General features: G+C 72.1%; 15 protein-coding genes and 1 tRNA gene. 8 read left to right on the plus strand and 8 right to left on the minus strand.

Translation table 11 applies throughout. The features are described 5' to 3' along the window. Positions 1-405: 405 nt before the first annotated feature. Complete coding sequence (locus ACFXGX_RS20450) at positions 406-1,500, minus strand: maleylacetate reductase (protein ID WP_384792970.1); 1,095 nt, start codon at positions 1,498-1,500, stop codon at positions 406-408. Then, positions 1,497-2,360, minus strand: coding sequence for an intradiol ring-cleavage dioxygenase (locus ACFXGX_RS20455; protein ID WP_384792973.1), 864 nt, complete (start codon positions 2,358-2,360; stop codon positions 1,497-1,499). Before ACFXGX_RS20455 ends, ACFXGX_RS20450 begins: the two co-directional genes overlap by 4 nt. A gap of 174 nt (positions 2,361-2,534) precedes the next feature. On the opposite strand from ACFXGX_RS20455, the gene ACFXGX_RS20460 reads away from it, so the two are divergent. Further along, positions 2,535-3,071 (plus strand): NUDIX hydrolase family protein, encoded by a 537-nt coding sequence (locus ACFXGX_RS20460; RefSeq protein ID WP_382779035.1) that lies wholly within the window; start codon positions 2,535-2,537, stop codon positions 3,069-3,071. Here ACFXGX_RS20460 and ACFXGX_RS20465 read toward each other — a convergent pair. Together ACFXGX_RS20465 and ACFXGX_RS20470 are read right to left on the minus strand one after the other, a co-directional pair. Continuing rightward, positions 3,050-3,778 (minus strand): 2-phosphosulfolactate phosphatase, encoded by a 729-nt coding sequence (locus ACFXGX_RS20465; RefSeq protein WP_384792977.1) that lies wholly within the window; start codon positions 3,776-3,778, stop codon positions 3,050-3,052. The two genes, ACFXGX_RS20460 and ACFXGX_RS20465, sit on opposite strands and share 22 nt — an antisense overlap. Before the next feature lie 90 nt (positions 3,779-3,868). Beyond that, positions 3,869-3,942 (minus strand) — tRNA-Pro (locus tag ACFXGX_RS20470). A 100-nt stretch (positions 3,943-4,042) separates the two neighbouring features. On the opposite strand from ACFXGX_RS20470, the gene ACFXGX_RS20475 reads away from it, so the two are divergent. From ACFXGX_RS20475 to ACFXGX_RS20485, 3 genes are all read left to right on the plus strand, one after another. Further along, positions 4,043-4,567: a DUF309 domain-containing protein gene (locus ACFXGX_RS20475; RefSeq protein WP_384792980.1), complete on the plus strand. Its 525-nt coding sequence runs from the start codon at positions 4,043-4,045 to the stop codon at positions 4,565-4,567. A gap of 299 nt (positions 4,568-4,866) precedes the next feature. Then, entirely contained in the window at positions 4,867-5,637 is a 771-nt protein-coding gene (gene cobF, locus ACFXGX_RS20480; protein WP_384792983.1) for a precorrin-6A synthase (deacetylating), read from the plus strand. A gap of 74 nt (positions 5,638-5,711) precedes the next feature. Next, positions 5,712-7,796 carry an MDR family MFS transporter gene (locus ACFXGX_RS20485; RefSeq protein WP_384792986.1) on the plus strand — a complete coding sequence of 695 codons (2,085 nt, stop codon included), beginning with the start codon at positions 5,712-5,714 and terminating at the stop codon, positions 7,794-7,796. A 25-nt stretch (positions 7,797-7,821) separates the two neighbouring features. Here ACFXGX_RS20485 and ACFXGX_RS20490 read toward each other — a convergent pair whose 3' ends face one another. The 3 genes from ACFXGX_RS20490 to ACFXGX_RS20500 all read right to left on the minus strand — a co-directional run bounded on the left by ACFXGX_RS20490 (position 7,822) and on the right by ACFXGX_RS20500 (position 10,338). Further along, positions 7,822-8,595, minus strand: coding sequence for a sulfite exporter TauE/SafE family protein (locus tag ACFXGX_RS20490; protein ID WP_384792989.1), 774 nt, complete (start codon positions 8,593-8,595; stop codon positions 7,822-7,824). Between the two features lie 67 nt (positions 8,596-8,662). Continuing rightward, on the minus strand, positions 8,663-8,923 hold the full coding sequence (locus ACFXGX_RS20495) for a hypothetical protein (RefSeq protein WP_384792992.1): 261 nt from the start codon (positions 8,921-8,923) through the stop codon (positions 8,663-8,665). 227 nt (positions 8,924-9,150) lie between these two features. Continuing rightward, complete coding sequence (locus ACFXGX_RS20500; protein ID WP_384792994.1) at positions 9,151-10,338, minus strand: thiolase family protein; 1,188 nt, start codon at positions 10,336-10,338, stop codon at positions 9,151-9,153. A gap of 314 nt (positions 10,339-10,652) precedes the next feature. On the opposite strand from ACFXGX_RS20500, the gene ACFXGX_RS20505 reads away from it, so the two are divergent. The 3 genes from ACFXGX_RS20505 (at position 10,653) to ACFXGX_RS20515 (ending at position 14,555) form a co-directional block, all read left to right on the plus strand. Then, entirely contained in the window at positions 10,653-11,465 is an 813-nt protein-coding gene (locus tag ACFXGX_RS20505; protein WP_384792997.1) for an SAM-dependent methyltransferase, read from the plus strand. Between the two features lie 255 nt (positions 11,466-11,720). Then, on the plus strand, positions 11,721-12,455 hold the full coding sequence (locus ACFXGX_RS20510; protein WP_384793000.1) for a CBS domain-containing protein: 735 nt from the start codon (positions 11,721-11,723) through the stop codon (positions 12,453-12,455). Between the two features lie 360 nt (positions 12,456-12,815). Next, on the plus strand, positions 12,816-14,555 hold the full coding sequence (locus tag ACFXGX_RS20515; RefSeq protein ID WP_384793003.1) for a GAF domain-containing protein: 1,740 nt from the start codon (positions 12,816-12,818) through the stop codon (positions 14,553-14,555). A gap of 27 nt (positions 14,556-14,582) precedes the next feature. On the opposite strand, the gene ACFXGX_RS20520 is transcribed toward ACFXGX_RS20515, so the two are convergent. Next, positions 14,583-16,400, minus strand: a complete 1,818-nt coding sequence (locus ACFXGX_RS20520) for an ABC transporter ATP-binding protein (protein ID WP_384793006.1) — start codon at positions 16,398-16,400, stop codon at positions 14,583-14,585. A 260-nt stretch (positions 16,401-16,660) separates the two neighbouring features. Between ACFXGX_RS20520 and ACFXGX_RS20525 the strand changes: the two genes are divergently transcribed. After that, positions 16,661-18,808 (plus strand): SpoIIE family protein phosphatase, encoded by a 2,148-nt coding sequence (locus ACFXGX_RS20525; protein ID WP_384793009.1) that lies wholly within the window; start codon positions 16,661-16,663, stop codon positions 18,806-18,808. Positions 18,809-18,954: the final 146 nt, after the last annotated feature.

Genomic DNA, 18,954 nt, shown 5'->3' on the forward strand with positions numbered 1-18,954 from the left:
GAGGGGCGGGGTGGGCCGGGGTGGGCTGCTCCGGGGTATTCGCGGAGCGGCGGGGGGCGTGTATTTTGGGGGTTGCGGCGAGCGCGGGCACGGCGGCCCGCGAGGCCCGCTTGCGAATACGCAAGTTCAGTCCTTGAGGGGGGTGGGGGGTGACTCGGGATTACCGATGGGTAACCAGAGGTGAGGGTGTCATGAACCCATGAAGCCCCGCCTCGCGTTTCGACGCCCGCCGAGGTGATGTACGCCACGCCCTCCCGGAACGACCCGAAGAGTCGTGGACGGCTCAACCAACCTGACCGTCAACGGACATGACGCAGCATCAGTAGCTGCCGAAGAGGGCGGGACCGACCGGCCCGTCCCCGCCGCCCGTCCCCGCCGCGTCGACGGACTCACACCCTGCCGCGGCTAAAAGACCTCGCTCCGCGGCTCCCAGCCCTCGTACGCGGCCGTCAGCAGCCCGAGTACGCCGTTCGCCGTGACCTCACGGGGGTTGGGGTAGGACTCGGCGGCGACCATCGTCGCCGCGCGCGCCAAGTCGGCCTCCCTCAAGCCGAGTTCGGCCAGAGTACGGGGAGCGCCGAGGCCTCCCGCGAGGTCCCGGAGGGCACGGGGGACGTCGTCGGCGCCCAGGGCCCGCGCGAGGACGGCGACCGCCTGCGGCGCGGCGGACGCGTTGTACGCGAGGGCGTACGGGAGGACCACGGTGTGGGTCTCGGCGTGCGGCAGTCCGAAGGTGCCGCCGAGGACATGGCACAGCTTGTGGTGCAGGCCCATGGTCGTCGCGCCGAGGCAGGAACCGCAGAGCCAGGCGCCGTACAGGGCCCGGGCGCGGGCCTGTGGATCGGCGGGGTCCGCGGCCACGCCAGGAAGGGCGCCGGCCATCGCCCGTACGCCCTCCTCCGCCATCAGGGAGACGAGCGGGGAGGCGTCGGGGGCGTACAGCGCCTCGGCCGCGTGCGCGAGGGCGTTGACACCGCTGGTCACCGAGAGCGGGACCGGGAGGCCGAGGGTGAGGTCGGGGTCGTAGACGACGCAGCGCGGCTGTACGGAGGAGTCGCGTCCGGTGCGTTTGACACCCTGTTGGGTCAAGCCCCACACGGACGTCATCTCGGAGCCCGAGTAGGTGGACGGCACGGCGATCAGCGGCAGGCCGGTGCGCAGCGCGATCGCCTTGCCGAGGCCGATCGCGGATCCGCCGCCGACGGCGACACACCCGTCGGCGGCCATGTCCCGTGCCACCTCGACGGCCCGGTCGGCGACCTCCACGGGGACATGCATCCGGGCACCGGAGTGGACTCCCGCGCAACTGTCGCCGAGCGCGTCCGCCACCGCGCGCGCGGCGTCCACGCCCCGGTCGCCGCACACCACGAGGATCCGGTGCAGCCCGAGCCGCGCGGCCTCCCCCGGTGTCGCGGTCACGGAGGCGCCGGGCCGGAAGACGACCCGGGCGGGCCGGGTCTCGTAGGTGAAGTCGAGCGGGGCGCTCGGCGGCGTGGTCATTCCGGCTCCAGTACGAGGTCGAAGCGGGCGTGTCGGAAGGGGTTCGCGACACCGAACTCCCGTGCCCGCGAGGGATCGTCGGTCTCGGCGAAGTCCTGTACGAGACTCCGCTTCACGGCGAAGACGGCGTCGGAGTCCAGATAGGGGCTGTCCGCCACGAAGATGTGCGTGGTGACGGGGGCGTGGCCCTCGGCCGAGGCGATGAAGTGGATGTGGGCGGGGCGCCAGGGGTGGCGGCCTGTGGCCCCGAGCAGGGCGCCGACCGGACCGTCGGTGGGGATCGGGTAGGGGCTCGGTACACAGGTGCGGAACCAGAAGCGGCCCTCGGCGTCGGCGGTGAAGAGCCCGCGGCCGTTGCCGGGCGGCTGGACGTCCGGCTGCTGGACGTCGTAGAACCCCCGTTCGTCCGCCTGCCACACGTCGAGGACGGCACCCGGCAGCGGACCGCCGTCGCGCGAGAGCACCCGGCCGCTGACGACGCACGGCTCGCCGGTGCCCACCAGGTCGATGGTCGCGCCGAGGACCCGAACGGGCGACCGCGTCAGATGGAACGGCCCGAGGACGGTCGACTCCGTCGCACCCTGGCCGTCGTGGCCGTTCAGGGAGTCCACCAGCATGGAGACGCCGAGGACGTCCGACAGGAGGATGAACTCCTGCCGGGTGTCCGTGCACATCTGCCCGGTCGCCGTCAGGAAGGCCAAGGCGCGCTCCCACTCCGCGGTCGTCGGCCGGGTCTCGCGGACGAAGGCGTGCAGATGGCGGGTGAGCGCGCCGAGCAGCTCACGCAGCCTCGGATCGGCCGTGCCCGCGAAGCTGTCGACGACAGCGTCGGTGATCTCCGTGGTGAATTCTCTGGCCATGCCGCTCCCGAGGTCCAGCCGGTCGTCCTGCCGAGCGTGCCCAGGCTACGAGACCGGCCGGTGGCCCGAAACATCGTCACCGACGCCGAAGAACACACAATGACCCTTTCCGTGGGGCATCGTTGACCTGGAACATCACGCCCGCACCGGACGCACGGAAAGTATGATCAAGCAATGTCTGACTTGACCGAAACCACGCCCGGCTGGCTGTCCCGTGACGAACTGGAATCGGCCCGCGCCCGCCTGCCGATCCTGTACGTCGAAGCCGTACCGGTGCGCGTCGACGACAACGGCGAAGTCACCCACATCGGGCTCCTGCTCGGCATCGGTCCGGACGGAACGGTCACCCGCTCCCTCGTCTCCGGCCGGGTGCTGCACCACGAGCGGGTCCGGGACGCCCTGCTGCGCCACCTGGAGAAGGACCTCGGCCCGGTGGCCCTCCCCCGGATCCCGGCCTCCCTGCAGCCCTTCACCGTCGCGGAGTACTTCCCGACGCTGGGGGTCACGCCGTTCCACGACCCGCGCCAGCACGCCGTGTCCCTGGCGTACATCGTCCCGGTCACCGGCGACTGCCGCCCTCGGCAGGATGCCCTGGACCTGGTCTGGTTCAGCCCGGAGGAGGCCGCCTCCCCCGTGGTCACGGACGACATGCCGGGCGGTCACGGCGTTCTGCTGCGCCAGGCACTGGCCTACGTCGGACGTATCGCCTGACGCGGGGGGCCGGCGGTCTCGACGGGGCCCGCGCCGGTGGCACGCGGGCGCAGGACCATGAGCGGGCCCTCCAGGGCCGCCACCATGGCGAAGGGGAAGCGGTCGATCTCCAGGCAGAGTGCGACGTCGTCGGGATGGACGCCCTGCCGCACCCCGGTCGCCAGCTCGGCGGCGGCACGGGACGCGCCGGCCCGGCGGAGGAACCCGGCCGCGTCCGTCCCGGCCCCGGCGGCCCGCCCGGCGATGTACTGGGCGCACGCCAGATCCTCCTCGGCGCGGCCCTCCTCGCCGGTGACCACGAAGGTGACGCCGGCGCACCCGCGGTCCCGCAGGAGCCGGGCCGTCGCCTCGGCCACCACGAAGCCCGCGCACAGGACGAGCGACGCGTCCTTGACCGCGAGGGCGCCGACCGTCCCCGCCGTGGTCTTCTGCACGACGGTCCGGCCGCCGAGGTCGGCGGGCCGCAGCAGGCCCGGCGAATTGACGAGGTCGAACCCCGGGGAGGGCGGACCGTCCTTGAGGGCCACCCAGTCCGGGTGGCGGGCCTTGAGCGCCAGAGCCTCGTTCAGGGACTCCGCGAGAACGATCTTCTCCGCGCCCCGGCCGAAGGCCCAGGCGGCCACCGTGAAGGCACGCATGACGTCGACCACGACCGCCACGGACGGGGTTTCGGTGAGCTCGGCGATGCCGAGGAATCGGGGGTCCATCGCGTCATCATGGCGCCCGCCCGGCCCCGGACAACGGAAAAGGCCGCTCCCGCCTCGGCGGAAACGGCCTGCGACCTGCGTTCAAGCAAGTCGGGACGACAGGATTTGAACCTGCGACCCCTTGACCCCCAGTCAAGTGCGCTACCAAGCTGCGCCACGTCCCGGTGCCTTCACCCGCGGTGACCCGCGTGATCGTGCGAACAGAACTTTACCCCACGCCGGGGGCTGCTACGCAGGGGGACGGGGGCGCGCGACAATCGGCGTATGACCGGGACATCGGAGACACGGCGGGACGGCGGACGCGATCGGGACGCCGAGGGGCGGGCCCGCAACGCCCGGCCCCGGGACGGACTGGGGCGCCCGCTGCCGTACGGCACGGCGGGGGTGGAGCGAGCGCCGGAGGGCGTCGTGCGCCGTCCCGGGGAGACGGTCGCCGAGGCGCAGACGCTGCTGGACGCGGGCCGGCCGTTCCACGCGCACGAGGTCTTCGAGGACGCCTGGAAGTCCGGTCCCGAGGATGAGCGCGGGCTCTGGCGGGGGCTGGCCCAGCTCGCCGTGGGGCTCACCCACGCGGCCCGGGGGAACGTGACGGGCGGCGCGCGGCTGCTGCGGCGCGGGGCCGGAGCGGTGGAGGAGTGGACGGCGGCGACCGGACGACCGCGGCCCTACGACCTGGACCTCGCGGAGATCGCCCGCTGGGCACGGGAGTTGGCGGCCGCCGTGGAGCGCGACGGCGGACAGACCGACGCGGCGAAGGCATCACCACGGCTGCGGGGGCGGGCCGCCTGACGGGTGCGCGGGCATCGCCGGGGCTGCCCGGACCGGGCCACCTGGCGAGGGTGTGGGCGTCAGTGGGGCCGCGCGAGCGAGCCACCACCCGAGAGCGCGGACATCGCCGGGGCCGCGCGAGCCAGCCACCTGACCAGGGCGCGGACGTCGACGTGGTTGCGCCCCCGGGCCTCCCGCCCAGGGCGCGGGCACCGGCGTGGCTGCGCCCCCGGGCCGCCCGACCAGGGCGCGGGCAGGGCGCAGGCGCTCGGGGTCCGGCCGGTGCGTCCACTGTCAGTGGCGTGCGGCAGACTCTCGGTGTGCGAAAGATTCATGTCATCGGCATCGGAGCGGGCGACCCCGATCAGCTCACGCTACAGGCGGTCAAGGCGCTGAGGAGCACCGACGTGTTCTTCATCCTGGACAAGGGCGAGGTGAAGTCGGACCTCGTCCAACTGCGCCGCGACATCCTGGACGCGCACATACCCGAGGGGGCCTACCGCCTGGTCGAGGCCCGCGACCCGGACCGGGACCGCAGCGCGGGCGGCTCCGCGTACTCACCGGCCGTCGGGGACTGGCGCAGCGCCCGCGCGGCCATCTACGAACGGCTGATCGCCGAGGAGCTGGGCGAGGACGAGACCGGCGCGTTCCTGGTGTGGGGCGATCCCGCTCTGTACGACAGCACGCTCGGCATCCTGGAGGAGATCCTGGACCGGGGCGCGGTGGCGTTCTCGTACGACGTGGTGCCCGGGATCAGCAGTGTCTCGGCGCTCGTCGCCCGGCACCGCACGGGGCTGAACCGGGTGGCCCGGCCCGTGCAGATCACCACCGGGCGGCGCCTCGCGGAAGGCTTTCCCGAGGGCGTGGACGACGTGGTCGTGATGCTCGACGCCCATCAGACGTTCCGGCAGTACACGGACGAGGACATCGACATCTACTGGGGCGCCTACATCGGCACGCCGGACGAGATCCTCGCCTCGGGTCCGATCGCCGAGGCGGCCCCCCGTATCGAGCGCCTGCGCGCCGAGGCCCGGGAACGCAAGGGATGGATCATGGACACCTATCTACTGCGCAGGAATCCGGCGGAGTAGACCGTCCGGCCGGCCCGTACACCGGGCGGGCCGCCCCGCATGCATGGGGAGCCCACCGGTGTGAGGGTGGCGATGTGACGATCACGGAGGACACCGCGCCGGCCCCGGCGGGAGTGCCCGGGCCACCGGTGCTGGACAACCGCCGCCGCAACATCGTCTTCGCGACGATCGTGCTGGGCATGCTGCTCGCCGCGCTCGACCAGACGATCGTGGGCACCGCGCTGCCGACGATCGTGTCGGATCTCGGCGGGGCCGCGCACATGTCGTGGGTGGTGACCGCCTATCTGCTGGCCGAGACCGTGTCGACCGTGCTCGTCGGCAAGTTCGGCGACCTGTTCGGCCGCAAGCTGGTCTTCCAGGCGTCGGCGGTCATCTTCATCACGGGTTCCTTCCTGTGCGGGCTCGCCACCAACATGACGCTGCTGATCGCCTGGCGGGCGGTGCAGGGTGTCGGCGCGGGCGGTCTGATGGTGACCTCCATGGCGCTGATCGCGGACGTCATCCCGCTGCGCGAACGGGGCAAGTACCAGGGCGCGATCGGTGCCGTCTTCGGTGTGGCCACGGTCATCGGGCCGCTGCTCGGCGGCCTGTTCACGGACCATCTGTCGTGGCGGTGGGCGTTCTACATCAACGTGCCCCTCGCGATCGTCGTGGTGATCGCGGCGGCCCGCACCATCCCCGTGGTCAAGTCGGTGACCCGGCCGGTCATCGACTACCTGGGCATCGCGCTGGTCGCGGTCGGGTCCAGCGCGCTGATCCTGGCGACGAGTTGGGGCGGCAACGAGTACGCCTGGAGCTCGCCCACCATCATCGGCCTGTTCGCCGGCGGTCTGATCGCGCTCGCGCTGTTCTGCCGGGTGGAGACCCGCGCGGCCGAACCGATGCTGCCGATGCGGCTGTTCGGCAATCCGGTCTTCACGGTCTGCTCGATCCTCAGCTTCATCGTGGGCTTCGCGATGCTCGGCGCGCTGACCTACCTCCCGACGTATCTGCAGTACGTCGACGGGGAGTCGGCCACGATCTCGGGGGTGCGCACGCTGCCGATGGTCCTCGGGCTGCTCATCGCGTCCGTCTTCAGCGGCAACGTGGTGAGCAAGACCGGGCAGTACCGCCTCTTCCCCATCGTCGGCTCCCTCGTGATGGCGGTCGGGCTCTACCTGATGTCGCGCATGGGGCCGGGCACCGGGGCGTGGCTGGAATCCCTGTACATGTTCGTGCTCGGCACCGGGATCGGGCTGTGCATGCAGGTGCTGACGATCGCCGTGCAGAACACCGTCGAGTACACCGACCTCGGCACCGCGACGTCCGGGGTCACCTTCTTCCGTACGCTGGGCAGTTCGTTCGGCACGGCCGTCTTCGGCACGATCTACACCAACGCGCTCAAGCCCAACCTGGCCGACGGGGTCAGGGCGGCCGCCGAGACGGGCGCGGCCGGGCCGGTCGTCATCGCCAAAGCGGCGCAGAGCCCTGAGGGGCTGCACAAGCTGCCGCCGCGGGCGGCCGCGCCCATCGTCGACGCGTACGCCGACACCCTCCACACGGTGTTCCTGTGGACGGTCCCGGTCGCGCTCCTCGGCTTCGTCGTGGCGCTCTTCCTCAAACAGGTGGAGCTGCGCGACAGCGCTCGCCTGGGGTCGACGGACATGGGCGAGGGATTCGCGTCACCGTCCACCGCGGACTCCCAGCGACTGCTGGAGTTCTCCGTCGCGAAGATCATCGGCACCACGGAGATGGACACCGCGCGCCGGATCGTCTCCGAGTCCGACACCCGGCTGGACGTGGCGGGCGCCTGGGCCGTAATGCAGGTGGAACTGTTCACCCGCATGGTCGGCCACGCCAACCTCGCGCTGATCGCCGCCCGGCGCCATCTGCCTCCCGAGGTGCTCGTCCCGGTCTTCCAGCGCATGGTCGACGAGGGCTATCTGACCCGGCACGGCACGCTGTTCTCGCACACCGCGGCGGGCGAGCGCGAGGCGCGGGTGATCAGCGAGGCCTGGGGCCGATGGCTCGCCGGGCGCGTGGAACAGGACATCGGCCGTCCGTCCGGCGCGGAACTGCGCGCCGCCGTCGACACCATCGCCAAGCGTCTGCTGGTCGAGGACCTGACGCAGGGCCTGCCGGGCCGGACCCCGGAACTGTCCTCGGCCGCATCGGGCTGACCGCACTGGGCTCGACCGCACCGGGTCAGGGGAGCAGGAGTTGCACGCCGCCCACCACCGTCGCCACGATCACCAGACGTTCGAACAGAAGCTGGTTGATGCGCTTCACCGCCCACTTCCCGAGGAATGCCCCCGGCACGACGAACACGGCCAGGGCCGCGTCCAGCAGCAGCGAACGGCCGTCGATCAGGCCGAGGCCTGCGCTGAAGGGCAACTTGGAGACGTTGACGATCAGGAAGAAGAAGGCGGAGGTGCCGAGGAAGCCGAGCTTGCGGAAGCCCGCCGAGAGGAGATACATCGACATGACCGGGCCGCCCGCGTTCGCGACCATGGTGGTGAAGCCGCCGAGGACACCGTAGGACCGTGCTTTGGCCCGGCCGGCCCGGGTCACGACCGCGTCGGGTTCCTCGTCCTGGGCGGCGGCCCGGCGGCGCCACAGCGTGATCCCGGTCATCAGCAGCAGGGTCGCGCCGATCGAGGCCCGTACGACCCCGTCGTCGGCCCACACCAGGAACAGCGTGCCGAGGACGACGCCGGCGGCGACCGCCGGGAACAGCCGCCACAGCGTGGGCCAGTGGGCGTGGCGCCGGTAGGTGGCGACGGCGAGCACATCGCCGACGATCAGGAGGGGCAGCAGGACACCGGTCGAGGCGCGAGCCGGCAGGACGGCGGCGAAGACGGCCAGACTGACCGTGTTGGCGCCGCTGACAGCGGTCTTGGAGAAGCCTACGAGCAGAGCCGCGGCTGCGAGAGCGGCGAACTCCCCCGGGGATATGTGCCAGAGCGTCATCGTGTTCATGCGGGGGTCGATGCTATGCCCACGCTTCCCGCCCGGGCGACGAGGGTCCCTCCGGGGGTTTTCGAGGTCAACGGCGCACCGAGGTCGGCCGGTGCGCCGGAGTCAACGGACGCACCAGGGCCGCCCGGTGCGCCGGGCCACCCAGCACACCCGGCCCTCCCGGCACGCCGGGGTCGGCCAGCACACCCGGCCCTCCCGGCACGCCGGGGTCGGCCAGCACACCCGGCCCTCCCGGCACGCCGGGGTCGGCCAGCACACCCGGGTCGGCCGGTGCGCCGGAGTCGGCCAGCACACCCGGGTCGGCCAGTGCACCGGAGTCGGCCCGCACACCAGGCTCTCCCGGCATGCCGGAGTCAACCGGCACGCCAGCGTCGCCCAGCACACCGAGTCGGCCCGCACACCAGGCTCTCCCGGCATGCCGGAGTCAACCGGCACGCCAGCGTCGCCCAGCACACCGAGTCGCCCAGCACACCCGGCTCTCCCGGCACACCAGGGTCGGCCGGTGCGCCGGGGGTTCCTTAAACGGCGGAAGGGATGCCTTCGCCGGCCTCTGTGTCAGTGGCGCTCCACCAGGACCGCGCTGCCCTGGCCCACCCCGACGCACATCGTGGCCAGGCCGCGCTCGGCGCCGGTGCGGCGCATCCGGTGCAGCAGGGTGGTGAGGATGCGGGCGCCCGACGCGCCGAGCGGGTGGCCGAGCGCGATGGCACCGCCGGTCGGGTTGACGAGGTCGGGGTCGATGCCGAGGCGGTCCACGCAGGCGAGGGCCTGGGCGGCGAACGCCTCGTTGAACTCGGCCTCCTGGATGTCGGCGACGGTCCAGCCGACACGTCCGAGCGCCTTCCGGGTCGCGGGCACCGGGCCGATGCCCATGACGTCGGGATCGACGCCGGCCGAGGCGCCGGCGACATAGCGTCCGAGCGACTCCAGCCCCAGATCGTTCAGCGCCTCCTCGCTGACGAGCAGCACCCCGGCGGCGCCGTCGTTCATCGGCGAGGCGTTGCCCGCGGTGACCGTGCCGCCGGCGCGGAACACCGGCTTGAGGCGGGCCAGTTTGTCGAGCGAGGTGTCCTCGCGCACGCACTCGTCGCTGTCGACGATCACCCCGTCGGGGCGCTCGACGGGAAGCACTTCGGCGTCGAAGTACCCGTTCTTCCGTGCGTCCGCCGCACGCTGGTGGCTGCGCAGCGCGAACGCGTCCTGCCGCTCGCGCGAGACGCCGTACCGCACGGCGACCTCCTCCGCGGTCTCCCCCATCGACAGCACGCCGTGCAGGTCCTTCATCGCCGGGTTGACCAGCCGCCAGCCGAGCCGGGTGTCGACGGTCTCGATGCGGTGCGGCAGCGCCTCGTCCGGGCGGGGCAGCACGAAGGGGGCCCGGCTCATGGACTCGGAGCCTCCGGCGAGCACGATGTCGGCCTCGCCCGAGGCGATGGCGCGGGCGCCAGTCGTGATGGCTTCGAGCCCGGAGGCGCAGAGCCGGTTGACGGTGGCGCCGGGCACGCTGTCCGGCAGTCCGGCGAGGAGCGCGGCCATGCGGGCGACATTGCGGTTGTCCTCGCCGGCCTGGTTGGCGGCGCCCCAGTAGACGTCGTCGACGCGGGCCGGATCCAGGGTGGGCACCTCGGCGACCAGGGCGCGGATGACGCCCGCGGCGAGATCGTCGGGCCGCACGGAGGACAGGGCACCGCGCAGCTTGCCGATGGGCGTGCGGCGGGCGGCCGCGAAGTGGACGGGACGCACGACAGGACTCCTGGGGGACACCGGCGAACGGGCACCGGACATGGACGACACACACCTTAATTAGCACTGCTAGTTTCGGACTATAGCCCCGCGTCGGACCCTTGGGAAGATCCCCCCCCCTTGGCCGGTATACGCCCCTGCGCCCCGAACACCCGACCCCGTGCGGGATCGTCCCGCGGCCAGGGCGGCCGGGCGGTGGCCGAGGATCGACGGCCGCCCGCTCCTCCCCCCCGTGCGAATGGCAGACTGCTCGCGCGCCCCCGTCGAACCCAGGCCGTCGGGGCAACAGGGCCGACGGAACGGGGAGTTGTCGTATGACGGGGACGGAGTTCAGCGCGGGCGGGATCGACACCACCAGGCCGCATCCGGCACGGGTGTACGACTGGTATCTGGGCGGCAAGGACAACTACCCGGTCGACGAACGGCTCGGGCAGCAGATCACGGCGCGTGATCCCGGAGCCAAACGGGCCGCGCGCAGCAACCGCTGGTTCATGCAGCGGGCCACCCGGCACCTCGTCCGTACGGCGGGAATCCGCCAGTTCCTGGACATCGGCACCGGCATCCCCACCGAGCCCAACCTCCACCAGATCGCGCAGAGCACCGCTCCGGACGCACGGGTGGTCTACGTGGACAACGACCCCATCGTCCTCGCCCACGCCGAGGCACTGCTGCGCGGCACCGACGAGGGCGTCACGGAGTACATCCACGCGGACGTGCGCGAGCCGCGGAAGATCCTCGACGAGGCCGCGCGCGTGCTCGACCTCGACCGTCCCATGGCCCTGTCGCTGATCGCGCTGATGCACTTCATCGCCGACGACAGCGGCGCGTACGAACTGGTCGGGACCCTGGTCGACGCGCTGGCGCCGGGCAGCTTCCTGTCGCTGTCCGCGATGACCGCGGACTTCGAGCCCGATGAGGTCCGAAGCGGCATCGAGGCGTACGCGCGCGGCGGTGTCACCCTGGTGGGCCGCTCGCACGCCGAGGTGAGCCGCTTCTTCGAAGGGCTGGACCTGGTCGAGCCCGGTGTCGTCTCGGTGAAGGACTGGCGTCCCGAGCTCGCGGAGGGCGAGACCCCGATCGGCGACGAGCCGGTGTCCCTGTACGGCGGGGTCGGTCTGAAGCGCTAGGACTCGAAGCGCCGCGACTCGAAACGCTGGGACTCGAAGCGCCGGGACTCGAAGCGCCGGGACTCGAAGCGGCAGGGCTCGAAGCGGCAGGGCTCGAAGCGCCGGCGATCGAGGCACCGGGTGTGCCGGGCCCGGGACCTTGGGCCTGTCGGCGAGAGGCGGTCCGGCCCCCGGCCGAGGACCGTCGGCCCCTGCCCTCGCGGGCGCCCGGACGGCACGCTGGGAAGCCGTCCGAGCAGGAAGCGAGATGCCGAGATGACCCTCATCGTCGGGCAGGTGATGACCAGCGAGGTCGTCGAGGCGCATCCGCGGATGTCCTTCAAGGACGTGGCCCGGCTGCTGGACCGGTACGGGATAAGCGGGCTGCCGGTCGTGGACGACGACGACAAGGTCGTGGGCGTGATCTCGGAGACCGATCTGCTGCGCCTGCAGGCGGTCCGGTCCGGCGGCGGACGGGTCCGGCGCCGGCTTCCCACGTCGCTGCGCGGCGCGCTGCCGTGGCCGCACCGACCCGGGCGGGCCGCGCGCCGCGCGACCTCCGCGGGGGGCGGGGGTGTCCGCGCCACGACCGTGGAACAGCTCATGTCGACGCCCGCGATCACCGTGCATCCGGAGCAGCGTGTGGCCGATGCCGCCCGGGTCATGGAGCGCCATCGTGTCGAGCGGCTTCCGGTGGTGGACGAGGAGGACCGGCTGATCGGGATCACCACCCGCCGCGACCTGCTGCGGGTCTTCCTGCGGACGGACGAGGAGATCCGCAGGGAGGTCGCCGACGACGTCCTGGGGCGCGCGCTGTCCCTGACGCCGACCGCCGTGCGCGTCGCGGTCGGCGACGGAGTGGTGACGCTGGAGGGGCGGCTCGAACACCGCAGCGAGATCCCGGAGGCCATCCGGCTGACGTGGCGGGTCGACGGTGTCGTCGGCGTCATGAACAGCCTGGCCTTCCGTGTCGACGACACCCGCCCCGGCGAGACGGTGCCGAGACCCTGACGTCACGCGCCGCGAAGTACCGCGGACCCCTGACGTCAGGCGCTGCGAGGTACCGCGGACCCTGATGTCAGGCGCCGCGAGGTAGCGCGTCCCCTGTCCGTTCTTGTCCGTCCCTGTCCTTCCGCACCTCTTCCGAACCCCCGCCGACCCCTTCCCGACCCCCTCCGGACCCCTTCCGGACCCTCGCGATCCGGTCTCCTCCGCACCGCGGCGGGCCTCCCCGCCCCCCTCCTGAACCATTCGCGTGCGTTCCTCCCTTCCGCCCCTGAAACCGTCGCCACGATCCGCACAGGTGCCCGACCGCGGGCACGGGCGGTCGGGCATCATGGCTTCGACGGGTGGTAAGTGAGGGGATCTCGAATGGACCAGAGCGCACACCTTCCGGAGGGGCCATCGGCCCCGCAGTTCCGGCTGGACGCCCTGCTGGAGGACCTCCAGGAGCAGGTGGAGCGTGTGCGCGGCACCCAGAACCGGGTGCACACCCTTCTTGAGGCGGTCCTCGCGATCGGCAGCGATCTGGACCTCGACGTGGTCCTGCGCCAGATCGTGGAATCCGCAGTGCAGCTCGTCGACTGCCGCTACGGCGCGCTCGGCGTCCTCGGTGACGAGGGCGGCATCAAGCAGTTCATCACCGTGGGCATCGACGAGGAGACCATCGCCCGCATCGGTCACTACCCCCGGGGGGAAGGCATCCTCGGCCTGCTCATCCGGGAGCCGCACGCACTGCGGCTCCCCGTGCTGAGCGACCACCCGGACTCCGTCGGCTTCCCGCCCGGCCACCCTCCGATGACCACGTTCCTCGGCACCCCCGTGCAGGTCCGCGACAAGATCTTCGGCAACCTGTACCTCACGGAGAAGCACGGCGGGGCCGCCTTCGACGCCGAGGACGAGGCCGTCCTGCGCACGCTCGGCGCGGCGGCCGGTGTGGCCATCGACAACGCCAGGCTGTACGACGACGCCCGGCGCCGCGAGCGCTGGCTGGCCGCGAGCAGCGAGCTGACCCGCACCCTGCTGTCCGGCGCCGACCCGGTCGACGTCCTGCACGCGTTCACGGCGACCGTCCGGGAGATGTCCGACGCGGATCTGGTCACCCTGGCGCTGCCGCTGACCGGGACCACGGACCTCGTCATCGAGTCCGCCGAGGGACGCGACGCCGACCAGGTGCGGGGGCTGACCCTGCCCGACGGGACGAGCCTCGCGGCCAAGGTGTACGCCTCCGGCGAGCGCATCGTCAGCACCTCGCTCAGCCAGGACCCGCGCACCGGGACGGGCAGCGCGTCGGTCCTCGACCTCGGCCCGGCGTTCGTGATCCCGCTCGGCACCCAGGAGCGGGTGCGGGGCGTTCTCCAGGTCGCGAACCGCCAGGGCGGCACCGCGTTCCCCGACGCCACGATCGACATGATCGAGGGGTTCGCCGGCCACGCCGCGCTGGCCCTGGAGATCGCCGAGCACCGCCGTGACGCCGAACAGCTCCTCGTCCTCAACGACCGGGACCGCATCGCGCGCGACCTGCACGACCTGGCCATCCAGCGGCTCTTCGCCGGCGGGCTCAGCCTGCAGTCGGTGCTCAACCGCCTCGCCGACCGGCCCGACGTGGCCGAACGCGTCCAGCGGGTGGTGGACGATCTCGACGACACGATCAAGGTCGTACGTTCCACGATCTACGCCCTGCGGGAGAGCGACCGGTCCGACGCCACCGCCGGTCTGCGTACCCGGCTCGTCACCGAGGTCGGCCGCGCGGCCGAGACGCTGGGCTTCACCCCCTCCCTGCGCATGAGCGGCCTGCTGGACACCGACGTGTCCGACGAGCAGCGGGAACACGTGGTCGCGGTCCTGCGCGAGGCCCTGTCCAACGCCGCCCGGCACGCCGACGCCACCGCCGTGGAGGTCACCGCCGAGGCCACCTCCACCGCGCTGCGGCTGCGCGTGGCGGACAACGGCCGCGGCATCGGCCCCGACGTCACCCGCCGCAGCGGTCTCGGCAACATCGCCACCCGCGCCGAACACCTCGGCGGCACCTGCGCCCTGACGGCCAACGAGCCGAGCGGCACCGTCCTGGAGTGGACGGTGCCGCTGCACCAGGACGACGAACCCGCCTGATCCCCGTCGTCCCGGTGCCGCTCCGTTTCAGCACCGGTCAGCCGTGTCGGGACTGTCGTCGATGAAGCCGCCCGACTGGTGGCGCCACAGCTTCGCGTAGGCGCCCTCCGAGGCGAGCAGTTCCTGATGCGTGCCCTGTTCGACGATCTTTCCGCGGTCGAGGACGACGAGCCGGTCCATGGTGGCGACCGTGCTCAGCCGGTGTGCCACCACGAGCGCCGTACGCCTCTCCATGAGCCGCCACAGCGCCGACTGGACGAGGATCTCGCTCTCGGAGTCCAGGGCGCTGGTCGCCTCGTCGAGCAGCAGGATCGGCGCATCGCGCAGGATCGCGCGGGCGAGGGCGACCCGCTGGCGCTGGCCGCCGGAGAGCTTGACGCCACGCTCTCCGACCATGGTCGCGAAACCGTCGGGCAGCGCGTCGGCGAACTCCGTGACGTGTGCCGCCTCGGCCGCGCGGCGGATCTCCTCCTCGGTGGCGTCCGGCCGGGCGAAGGCGATGTTGTCCCGCAGGGAGCGGTGGAACATCGCCGGGTCCTGCGGTACGTACGCGATCAGGCCGCGCAGATCGGCCTGCCGCAGCTTGCTGATGTCCTGGCCTCCGATCAGGATGCGGCCGCCCTCGATGTCGGTCATCCGCAGCAGCAGCCGGGTGAGCGTGGTCTTGCCGCCGCCCGACCGGCCGACCAGACCGATCTTCGCTCCGCTCGGTACGGCCAGTTCGAGCCCGGTGAAGAGCGGCTCGGCCCCGCCGTGGGTGAAGGTCACCTGCTCGAAGCGGACATCGGCGCCATCGGCCCGCAGCGGCTCGGGAGCGACCGGGTCGAGCACGGTCGGCGGTGACAGCAGCAGCTCGGTGAACTGGGCGGCCTCCGTCATCGAGCTTTCCAGGCGCCGGTAGATCTGGTTGAACTCGAACATGATCCGGGTCGCGTTGGCGTAGTACGTGAAGGCGACCACCACCGCCTCCACGCCGTGCGCGCCCCCGCCGAGCGTGATCGCGAGCAGCAGGCCGAGCGCGTTGGTCAGGACGGACATCGGCGCGACGAACGTGTCGATGCGCAGATTGCCGTAGTCCCACGACTGAAGGGTGAGCCGCCGCGACACCGCGACCCGGGAGCGGTGCTCCGCCGCCTCGCGCTCCTCGGCGGCGAAGGCCCGCACGGTGTCCATGTTCATCAGGCTGTCGGCGACATGGCCCGAGACACGGGCGATCGCCTCCTCGCGCTCGTCGACGAGTGCCTGACGGCGGCGGATGAGCGGCACCACGCAGACCGCGGTCACGGCGATCATCGCCAGGAGTCCGACGACGAGCAGCGGTTCGTAGCGCCACAGCACCACCGACCCGAAGACCAGCGGCACGAGGCTGCCCACGACCTGGAACGTCATCGTGTCGACGAACTCCTCGTAGCGGGAGGCGAAGCTCAGCACCCGTTTGGTCAGCGAGCCGGCGAAGTTGTCGTGGAAGAACGCGGCGTCCTTGGCGAACAGCTCGTCCATGCCGATCACGTACAGCCGCTCGATGCCGAGGGCGTCCAGGCGGTTGAGGCAGTGCAGGCCGAGGCGCCAGAACGCCTCCGCGAGGAGCAGGACGCCGCCGAAGGCGAGGACGTACGGCAGGGCGTCACCGGCGGAGACACCGCTGCCGTTGGCCGCGATACGGCCGACGAGCTTCGCGACGATGAGCGGCGCGACGTAGCTGATGCCGATGTTGCCCAGCGCGGGCAGCAGCATGCCCGGCACGGTCAGCCGGCGGAGCCTGCGCAGCTCCCTTCCGTAGTAGCGAAGTGCGAGGAGGACCGAGCCCTTGCCCGGTAAGGCCTTGCGCGATTCAGGAGATGCCATCACAACCCTGTGTCGTCGTACGGCTGCCCGCCGTGTCGTCCGGGGTTCGCATCGCCTCGGCTCCCCAAGGCGTCGATGTCCGGACATAGGAAGGCAAGAAGTTACATGGTCCCTTGGCGGCGGCCACACGGTCCAAGCGTTTTTCTCGGCCATCGGCGGCCTCGCTCCGGTGGAGGCGGCCCTGCTCCGGTGGCAGGAGATCGCCGACGGGGGTTGGATCGGTCCGACGGATCGTTGCCGACTCATCGAGGTGTTCCGTCGTGGCAGATGGATACGGTTCGACAGCCGACTCGGCGGGTGACGAGCTGGGTGACGCGCTCCTGGACGCCCTGTTCTCCCGCTCTCCGGCCGGCCTGCACATCTACGACCGGCACCTGCGACTCGTACGGGTGAACACCGCCGCGCGCATGATGCGCGATTTCCCGATCGACCACATGGTCGGGCACTCCCTGTCCGAGATACTCCAGGCCTTCGACATCCCCGACCGCGGCGTCATCGAGCAGACCGCCCGGCAGGTGCTGGAGTCCGGCGGTCCCGTGTTCGACCTGCAGGTCCGGCTCCGCACCGGAGGCGAGCCCGCCGTCGAGGCGGTCGCCTCGGCCACCGTGCTCCGGCTCCAGCGCGCCGACGGAACCGTGCTCGGGGTGGCCGCCGCGCTGACCGACGTCACCGCCCGCGTACGGGCCGAGGCGGGTCTGCGTCTGCTGACCGAAGCGGCCACCCGGATCGGCACCACTCTGGACGTGTTCCGCACCGCCGCGGAGTTCAGCGACCTCGCCGTCCCCCGTCTGGCCGACACCGTGACCGTCGACGTCTACGACACCGTCGTACGCGGCCACGCGCCGACTCCGGAGTCCCGCGACCAGGGGGCGGCCCTGCGGCGTGCGGGCTTCCGCTCCGCGGCCGGTCCCGAGTACCAGGGCGTGCCCAAAATGGGTGAGATCACCACCTATCCGCCCGCCACGCCCTACCGAGCCGCCCTGGACACCCTGGCGCCCAGGCTGATCAGCCGGCTGAACCCGGATGCCTCCTGGCTCGACCCCGACCGGCGGCGCGACGCCCGGATCCTGACCGCCGGCGTGCACTCGATGCTGCTCGTCCCCATCCGGGCCCGGGGCCTCGTGCTCGGACTCGCCTGTTTCTACCGGTGGCGCAATCCGACCCCGTTCGACGACAAGGACCTGGCCCTGGCCGAGCAGCTCACCACCCACGCCGCCCTCTGCCTGGACAACGCCCGCCAGTACGGGCGCGAACGCTCCACGGCCCGCATCCTCACCGGCCGCCTCACCCATCCGGCGACGCCCCGAGCCGCCGCGGTCGACGTCGCCCACACCTACCTGCCCGCGGGGACGGGCGGCGCGTGGTTCGACGTCATCCCCCTGTCCGGCGCCAGGATCGCGCTCGTCGCCGGGGACACCGCCGCGGAGGCGGACGCCGCCGACCCCGCGGCCATGGGCGAACTGCGGGCCGCGATCGAGGCGCTGTCCGACCTCGACCTGCCTCCCGACGAGATCCTGGAACGCCTGCACGACCTCGCCAGCCGCCCCCAGCCGGTCCCGCCCGGCACGCACGGCTTCCCGCCCGACACCGCCCCGGCGAGCTGCCTCTACGTCGTCTACGACCCGGTCACGCGTCTCTGCACGGCGGCGAGCGCGGGACACCCCTCACCCGTCCTGGTACACCCGGGCGGGGACGTCGAGGCCCTCGACGTCGACACCGGTCCCCCACTGGGCCAGGGCATCGCCCAGTACCGGTCGACCGAACGCGCCCTGCCCGCGGGCAGCACCCTGCTGCTCTACAACACCGCCCTCCTGGCCGATTCCCCGGTCATCGAGCGGTCGCTGCCGAGCCGGATCGGCGAGACCGCACCCGGCCCCTCCCTCCAGGCGCTGTGCGACTCCCTCGCCCTGGATCTGGTTCCCGACCGGCTCGACCACGACGCCTTCCTGCTCCTGGCCCGCACCCGCACCCTCGGCCCCGACCGGACCAACACCTGGACCTTCCCCAACAACCCCGCGATCGTCTCCATGGCACGCAAGGCCGCGACCACCCAACTGGCCCGCTGGGACGTCGGCTCCGACCTCGTCGACAACACCGCGCTCATCGTCAGCGAGCTGGTGACCAACGCCGTCCGGTACGCCAAGGGCCCGATCCGGCTGCGGCTGATCCTCGGCGACACCCTCACCTGTGAAGTGGCCGACGACAGCAGCACCGCCCCGCACCTGCGCCGGGCCCTGGACACGGACGAGCACGGGCGCGGGCTCTTCATCACCGCACAGCTCACCCGCCGCTGGGGCGTCCGGGGTGTCAGCCGGGGCAAGGCGATCTGGGCCGAACAGGACCTCGTCCCGTCGTCTCCGCCGTCGATGCCGGCGAGACCCACGCCGGTCGGAGCGGGGACACCGTGAGACGTGCGGGTCCGGGGCAGGCCCGAAAGACGTCGAAGGCCGCCCTCTCGTCGAGCGCGCGGGGCGCCCGGCAACCGCCGAGGAGGCCGATTATAGAAGAGGGGGGGGCGGGTTTTGAACAGGGACCCCCTGTACCCCCCGGGACT

It is taken from the genome of Streptomyces sp. NPDC059371 (genome assembly GCF_042751995.1).
Classification (GTDB): Bacteria; Actinomycetota; Actinomycetes; order Streptomycetales; family Streptomycetaceae; genus Streptomyces.